Source organism: Brevundimonas sp., from assembly GCF_018608325.1.
GTDB lineage: Bacteria > Pseudomonadota > Alphaproteobacteria > Caulobacterales > Caulobacteraceae > Brevundimonas.
The window spans coordinates 1-7,611 of sequence record NZ_JABAZW010000127.1 but is presented as its reverse complement, the minus strand read 5'-3'; the positions used below and the strand labels follow the sequence as shown (position 1 = coordinate 7,611).

At 62.6% G+C, this 7,611-nt stretch carries 5 protein-coding genes; 2 read left to right on the top strand and 3 right to left on the bottom strand.

The genetic code is table 11. The annotated features are described in order from the left end of the window. Positions 1–1,569, top strand: a 1,569-nt coding sequence (locus tag QZ281_RS12325; protein WP_292228781.1) for a TonB-dependent receptor, incomplete at its 5' end; no start/stop codon positions are given. Between the two features lie 73 nt (positions 1,570–1,642). Here the strand turns inward: QZ281_RS12325 and QZ281_RS12320 are convergent. The 3 genes from QZ281_RS12320 to QZ281_RS12310 all read right to left on the bottom strand — a co-directional run bounded on the left by QZ281_RS12320 (position 1,643) and on the right by QZ281_RS12310 (position 6,161). Continuing rightward, positions 1,643–1,840 carry a hypothetical protein gene (locus QZ281_RS12320; RefSeq protein ID WP_292228780.1) on the bottom strand — a complete coding sequence of 66 codons (198 nt, stop codon included), beginning with the start codon at positions 1,838–1,840 and terminating at the stop codon, positions 1,643–1,645. Further along, positions 1,813–3,093, bottom strand: a complete 1,281-nt coding sequence (locus tag QZ281_RS12315; RefSeq protein ID WP_292228779.1) for an amidohydrolase — start codon at positions 3,091–3,093, stop codon at positions 1,813–1,815. The genes QZ281_RS12320 and QZ281_RS12315 overlap by 28 nt, the downstream gene beginning before the upstream one ends. Before the next feature lie 74 nt (positions 3,094–3,167). Then, positions 3,168–6,161 (bottom strand): TonB-dependent receptor, encoded by a 2,994-nt coding sequence (locus QZ281_RS12310; protein WP_292228778.1) that lies wholly within the window; start codon positions 6,159–6,161, stop codon positions 3,168–3,170. 377 nt (positions 6,162–6,538) lie between these two features. Between QZ281_RS12310 and QZ281_RS12305 the strand changes: the two genes are divergently transcribed. After that, positions 6,539–7,611 (top strand): gamma-glutamyltransferase (locus QZ281_RS12305; protein WP_292228776.1); only part of this gene is annotated, 1,073 nt, incomplete at its 3' end.

The window sequence follows — 7,611 nt, the reverse complement described above, 5'->3', positions numbered from 1 at the left end:
GGCGTCGTGAACGTGATCGACGACCGCATCCCCACCAAGATTCCCGATGGCGGCCTGTCCGGCGTCGTCTCCACTCAGGTTTCCAGCGTTGACGACGGCCGCAGCGGTTTTGGCCGCGTCACTGTCGGCAGCGGCCATTTCGCCTTCAATCTGGATGGCGTGCGCCGCAAAACCAGCGACTATGACATCCCCTCTCCGGCCATTTCTGCGCGCAAGGCCGAGGCCGACGGCATTGATCGCGGCCCCGGCGGAACCCAGCCCAACAGCTACACCGACCTGACCGCCTGGGGCGTCGGCGGCTCCTACATCACCGACAAGGGCTATATCGGCGCCTCCTACAAGGACACCGACAGCGAATACGGCACGGTCGCGGAAGAGAACGTCTTCATCAAACTGAACCAGGAACGTTATGACGTTCGCGGCGAGTATCGCTTCGACGACGGCCCGTTTTCGGCTCTGCGCGGTTCATACGGCCACGCCAAATACACCCACACCGAGTTCGAGGACGTCGGCCAACCCGGCACCATCTTCAACTCGGACGGTTGGGAAGGCCGCGCCGATCTGGTTCAGCGCGAACGCAACGGCTGGAACGGCGCCGTCGGCGTCCAGGGCCTGTCGCGCAACTTCCAGGCCATCGGCGAAGAGGCCTTTGTCCCCACTGTCGATATCGACGAACTGGGCGTCTACACAGTCCAGCGTCTGGACCGGGCTCATTACGGCTTTGAAGGCGGCCTGCGCTACGACCGCCGCGAGCTGAGCGCCACGCCCATCGGCGGCGTCAGCAAGGTGAACCGCGAGTTCAACAACTGGTCCGCTTCGGTCGCCGGCTTCCTGCGCCCTGCCCCCGGCCTGTTCCTGGGCCTCAGCCTGGCCCACAATGAACGCGCACCCAGCGAGGTCGAACTGTTCGCGGACGGCGTTCACATCGCCACCGCCGCCTATGAGACCGGCGACCTCAATCTGAACAGCGAGAAGGTCAATACGCTGGAAGGCACGGCCCACTATGACCGCGGACGCTTCACCGGCGACCTCCACGTCTATCATTCCTGGTACAACGGCTTCATCGACGAACGCGCCACGGGCGCGGACTATCTCTACGAAGGCGAAGAATTCCCAATCTTCCAGTTCGTCCAGACCGATGCGCGTTTCTATGGCTTCGAACTGGAAGGGGCCTACTCCCTCTGGGAAAGCGGAGACCGCAAACTGTCGCTGGAAGGCGCAGCCGACTTCGTCCACGCCCAGACGGACCTTGGTCCGGCAGCGCGTATTCCGCCCTACTCCGTCACCGGTCGCCTCGCCTGGACCTCGACGCCGTTCGACGCCAGCGTTGAGGTTCGCCACGTTGGCGAACAGGACCGGGTCGCCAACGCCTACGAGTTGCCGACGGACGACTACACGCTGCTGAACCTGGCCGCCGCCTGGCGTCCGCTCACGGATCACAACGTGACCATCTTCGCCGAGGCCAGGAACCTGACCAACGAAGAGGCCCGCGAACACGTGTCCTTCCTGAAAGACATCGCGCCAATGGCAGGCCGCAATCTGCGCGTCGGCGTCGCCTACCGCTTCTGACATTCAGGTAAGACAAAAAGGGGGGGCGCCGAGACATCGACGCCGCCCTTTCTCTTTGGCGATCAGACCAGCGCTAGTCGCGGTAGTTAAGCGCGGGCGAGCGTTCGCCCAGCAGGGCGCGGTACTGGACGTTAGGGCCACGGCGCTGTTCGAATTCAGCCTTGGCCTGGGCGATGACGTCAGGGCTCTGGAACAGCTCCGCCGTGGTCAGGGCCAGCGTCTTGGCCGCCAGATGCGCGCCCTTCAGGCCGATCGACGAACCTGCGGCCACGACATTCTGCCGGCTGTGGCCAGCCGAACCGGGAACGAAGGTCGCGGTCGACAGTCCAGCGTCGGCGTGACCCAGCTGACATCCGACACGTCCGTCGAGCCGCCAAACTCGCCGCCGATGACAGCCGGTTCAATCTCGCCGACGCTGGACAGGGGCGGACGGACGGGGAAGCTCTTCTGGATTTCCGTAGCCAGAGCAATTTCTTCCGGCGTCCAGGTGATGCCGCCGACGCTGCGCAGGTTGCGGTCCATCACATGCATCAGGGCTTCATTCGGCAGCATGGAATAGACGCCGCCGATCGCCTCGAACTCGACGCGCGTGCCGGTGCCCATGGCCGCGCCCTGGGCCGCCGCCTTCACCCGCTCTAGAACGTCACGAACGATAGCGGGGTTGGTGTGACGGACGTAGTAATAGCTCTCGGCATAGGCTGGAACCACGTTCGGCGCCTTGCCGCCGTCCGTGATGACATAGTGGATGCGCGTACGGTCAGGGATGTGCTCGCGCATCATGTTGACCATGGCGTTCATGGACTCGACGCCATCAAGCGCCGAACGCCCCTTGTCCGGCGCCGCCGCCGCATGGGCCGCCGTGCCGTAGAAGCGGAACTTGCCCGAGACATTGGCCATGGTGTCGCCCTGGCGGGCGCTGTTGACGTTGCCCGGGTGCCAGTGGATCGACACGTCCACGTCGTTGAACAGGCCGTCGCGGACCATATAGACCTTGCCCGAGCCGCCCTCTTCCGCAGGCGTGCCATAGACGCGTAGCTCACCCTTGATGTTGTTGGCGACCATCCATTCCTTGACGGCGATGGCCGACTGGACCGAAGCGGCGCCGAACAGGTTATGACCACAGCCATGACCGCCAGCCGCACCTGCGGTTTCCTGGATCGGGCTCAACGTCTGCGACAGGCCAGGCAGTGCGTCGAACTCCGCCAGGACAGCGATGACCGGACCGGCGCCATTCTTGAAACTGGCCAGGAAGGCCGTCGGCTCACCGGCGATGCCGGGCGTCACGGTGAAACCAGCTTCGCGCAACTGACCTTGCAACAGAGCCGTGCTCTGGACCTCCTGATAACCCAACTCTGCAAATCGCCAGATTTCCAGCGCGGCGTGATCCAGTGCGGGCTGGTTGCGGTCAACGGCGGCGACGATCTGCGTCTTGGCTTGAGGCGATAGTTCGGCAGCGAAGGCGGGAGCCGCCATGCTCGCCAAAGCGGCGGCGACTGTCAGGGCGCGCATCGAAACAGGTTTCATCGAGAACTCCAGAAAACACATGCAGACGGGGCGGAGAACGTCGCCGTTCTCCGCGCCAGGATAGTCAACTCAGATCAGAAGGACTTACGGACACTGACGTACCAGTAGCGCCCATAGGGCTGGTACACGGTGCCGACATAGCCCGCGCCGGACAGAGGCGGCTGCTCATCGGTGATGTTGCGCACACCGACCCGCACAGCCGTGTTCGACAGACGACCGCCATCGAACTCGTACTCGCCGTACAGGTTCGCCGTCAGGGTGGATTCCACCGTCCAGAAATCACCCGAAGAATTGACCAACGAGGTGTCATTCAGCTCCGAGATGTACTGGGTGAAGGCGCCCACAGTGACGTTCTGGTAGCGCCAGCTGCCGGACAGCGACCACTTCCATTCCGGGCGGCCCAGATCATTGATCAGGTTGCCCGTGCGTCCGCCGAAGGTGATCGCCGGATCGATGGTCCCCGCCGCTTTCGCCGCCATCAGCTCCTGCATGCCGGGCGCTGATTCAAGATAATACTTGATCAGGTGCGACACGTTCAGGTTCAGGCTGAAATCACCGTATTTGGTGCCACGCAGGTTCCACATGGCGCCCAGATCCAGCCCCTCAACCGTCTGCGGCTGCTGGTTGCTGTAGGCGTCCGTGACGTGCAGAACTTCACCCGCCGCCGTCAGGCCCGTGCCTGCGAATACGGCGATGTCAGCCGCCGTCGCATCCGCGCGGACCACGTTCGGGTTGAAGCTGCCGTTCTTGCGCAGCAGATAGTCCAGGATCAGGGCGTTCTGACCACGGAACAGGCCGACCATGCCGGTCTGCTCAACCTTCCACCAGTCGGCGGTGAAGGTGAAGTTGCCCAGTTGCTCCGGCAAGAAGCGCGGCTGGATCACCACGCCGAACGACGTGGTTTCAGACTCTTCCGGCTGCAGGTTCGGGTTACCCGAGCGTTTCTCAGCCGTCAGCTTGCGCACGTGGTTTGTATTGATGTTGGCGTATTCGGTGACAGCGTTGGTCGGGCTGTAGGAGGCGCCGCACTGACTCATGTTGGTCATGCCTGTGGCAGCACTTCCGCGACGGATCAGGGCTTCACAATAGGCGTAATCGTTCGAGCTGTTCGAACGCGTAATCACCGTGGCGTTGATCTGCTCCAGGTTCGGCGCGCGGAAGCCCTGCGCCCATGATGCACGCAGGCGCAAACCATCGACGATGTCCCAGGCTGCAGCGATCTTCGGCTTGGCGATGTCGCCGAAGTCCGAATAGTGCTCAAAACGACCGGCGACCTGAACCTCAAGATTGTGCACGAACGGCACGTTCATCTCAGGCGAAACCAGTGGCGCTGCAAACTCGGCATAGGCCGAGAAGACGTCACGCTCACCATAGGTGTCCGGGTTTTCCGCCGAGTTGATCAGGTCGCTGTAAACTGCGCCCGATTTGTCAGTGTAGCGGATCGTGCCGTCGATACGGCTGTCACGGTCATCCAGTTGGGTTTCGGTGCGGGCTTCGATGCCAAACGCTGCGCCAACCGGACCACCCGGCAGGGTGAAGAGGTCAGGACGCGAGATCTTGAAGTCCCAAAGACCCAGCTCCGTCTTGGTCTTGCGGACCATGTCGACGCGGATCGCATCCAAAGCCGCCTGGTTCGACGGCGTCGAGTCACCGTAACGCGGATGGGTGCGGTCGCCGCCATTGAAGAAGTTGTAGGCGTCAGGCGTCGACTTGGCCGCCCATTCCGCCAGACGCGTGGTCGAGATGTTGTCGGACACGTCCTTGGCCGAGGCTTCGGACCACAACAGCGCCGACTCCCAGTTCCAGCCGCGCCATTCGCCGCGCAGACCGCCCAGGAAGCGATACTGCTGATTGGTCACATCGACATTGATCGGGCCCATGTCGTTGAAACGGTAGCCGGTCAGCAGAACGTCCTGCTTGAACGGGTTATAGAAGTTGCCACCCGGGATCGTCATGACAATCGACGACAGGGTGTTGATCGGCGCCTGACGGGCGTGGGACTTGGCGTAATAGACGCCCAGTTCGCCGAATGCTTCGACCGAGTCGTTGATCTTGTAGCGGCCGGTCAGGAACAGGTTGAAGCGATCAACCTCGGGGATCACAGTCAGGTCTTCCTGCGCCGTGTCGCCGCGAAGCGCAGCGTCCACCGTAGTGGTCTTCTTCAGGCAAAGACCGTCACCCAGAGCGGCAGCGCAGCCCGCGATATTGTCAGGCTGGATTGTGAAGGTGGTGAAGCTCTGGCCGCCGAACTGAGCGGTCGCCTTGTTGGCCAGAGTGAATTGGCCCCAGGGCGTCAGTTGCGACAGGCCGTTCAGGGTCGAGTTGTTCTCGAAGCCCGTGCCTGCAAACAGAGGACGCTTGTCGTCAGACGCCGTGTACGGCTTGTCCAACGTCGTCATCTCATCGCGATGGTCATAGTTGAAGAACAGCGAGACGTTGCCGCGGCCGTCTTCGATGTCCTTGCCGCCATACAGCGAGAAGTTGAACTCCTTCATGCCGGTGCCTTCGGCGGCGCCGTACTGGCTGGAGACAGTCCAGCTGTTCATGTCATCGCGCAGGACGGTGTTGACCACGCCCGCCACCGCGTCCGCGCCATAGATAGCGGCGGCGCCGTCACGCAGCACTTCCAGCCGCTTCAGACCCGAAACCGGGATGGCGTTGGTGTTGTAGGTCAGAACCGGAACCAGGTGTTCATTCGCCTGAGACGTCGGGTGCCCGACCACGCGACGGCCATTCAGCAGCACCAACGTATTGCCGATGCCCAGGTTACGCAGGTTGACCGAGCCCGTGTCGCCACGCGCCGAGTTGGAGGTCGCCGGCAGATAGCTGGAGTTGAAGGTCACATCGCCCATCTGCGGGATGGAGCGCAGAAGCTCGTCGCCCGAAGTGGCGCCGGTGGCCAGGATCTGCTCTTCACCGACAACCGTAACCGGCAGGGCCGCAGTGACCTTGGCGCCGCGAATCTGAGAGCCGACGACGACGATCTCATCGACCTGGCTGACAGGACCGGAGGCCGCCTCCTGGGCCATGGCGGCGCCTGAACCGAACAGGGCGGTGGTGGCGAGCATGGCCGCCTTGACGCCGCAACGCACGTTGAATGAACGCATAAACTAGGAACCCCCAAACTGTGATCCGGCCGCAGTATCCCCTCGATGCCCGCGACCGTTTCTGAAATGTCGTTTTGAGAGACAGTAAACTTAAAGCAACGAGGGATTGTGGAGCCCGCCACCCAAGTGAATTGCCTCATTTCAGACTAGAATGTGTCACACTTGTCGCGTCAAGCTTTGCAGAATAAATATTGTCGTTATACGATAAAGGGCGCAGCATGATTTCGCGAACTGTGCTTGAATCGACTTTTTCAGCAATGCTATCGCTAAATTTGCAAATTTGAACTCCACAGCCTTACCGCGTGGAACATCAATGCACGAGACAATGAGGGCGTATTGTGACGAAACGCGTACTGTTTGACCGGGCGGTGAGAACCGCAACGGCGATCTCTGTTTCAGTAATGTTGCTGACCGGGCCAGCTCAGGCCCAGGTTGCTGGTGCCGCCGTCCATCCGGGCGCAGGCAGCGGCGGCGATATCGTCGGCTACGGCCAGATTCACAGCCCCGTCGTGGGCCGCGGCGGCATGGTCGCCAGCCAGAGCGATCTGGCCACACGCGTCGGCGTCGACATCCTTCGCCAAGGCGGAAACGCCGTAGACTCCGCCATCGCCATCGCCTTTGCCGAGGCGGTCACCCTGCCCCGCGCCGGCAACATCGGCGGCAGTGGCTATATGCTGGTCCACATGGCTGCGACGGCAGATCGTCCGGCGCAGGACATCGCCATCAACTATTACGGCACGGCGCCCGCCGCGACGACGCCGGAACTGCTGTTGGCCGCCGATGGCAAATTCGACCGCACCAAAGCCTCTGGCTTCATCAATGTCGCCGTGCCCGGCACTGTCATGGGCATGTGGGAAGCGCATCAGCGGTTCGGCTCGCTAAGCTGGGCGCAACTGATCGCCCCCGCCATCCGTCTGGCTAATGAAGGCTACGTCCTGACAGACGGTGAAGCAGACGCCACCGGCGGCCGTGCTCGCGTTCTGGCCACCGACCCTGGCGCGCGCGAAGCCTATCTCAAGGCGGACGGCAGCCCCTATCGCGCTGGCGAAGTCTTCCGTCAGCCGCTGCTGGCCGAAAGCCTGCGCAAGGTGGCGCACGGCGGGGCAGATGAGTTCTACAAAGGCGAACTGGCCCGCCAGATCGTCGCCGGAATTCAGGCCCGCGGCGGCGTCATCACACTGGCCGACATGGCCGCCTATCGCGCCGATGTATCGCAAGCGATCATGGGCAGCTATCGCGGCGCACCCATCGCCTTCATGCCGCCCACGGCATCGGGCGTCAGCGTCGCCGAGGCGCTGAACCTGCTGGAGCATTTCGATCTGAAATCCATGGGATGGGGCAGCGTCGACGCCCTGCACCTGATTTCCGAGGCCATGAAGATCACATCTTCTGACCGTCGCCTGATCGGCGG

Coding starts and splice junctions, on each gene's coding strand:
- QZ281_RS12315 (WP_292228779.1), bottom strand. CDS start 3,093: ATGAAACCTGTTTCGATGCGCGCCCTGACAGTCGCCGCCGCTTTGGCG.
- QZ281_RS12310 (WP_292228778.1), bottom strand. CDS start 6,161: ATGCTCGCCACCACCGCCCTGTTCGGTTCAGGCGCCGCCATGGCCCAG.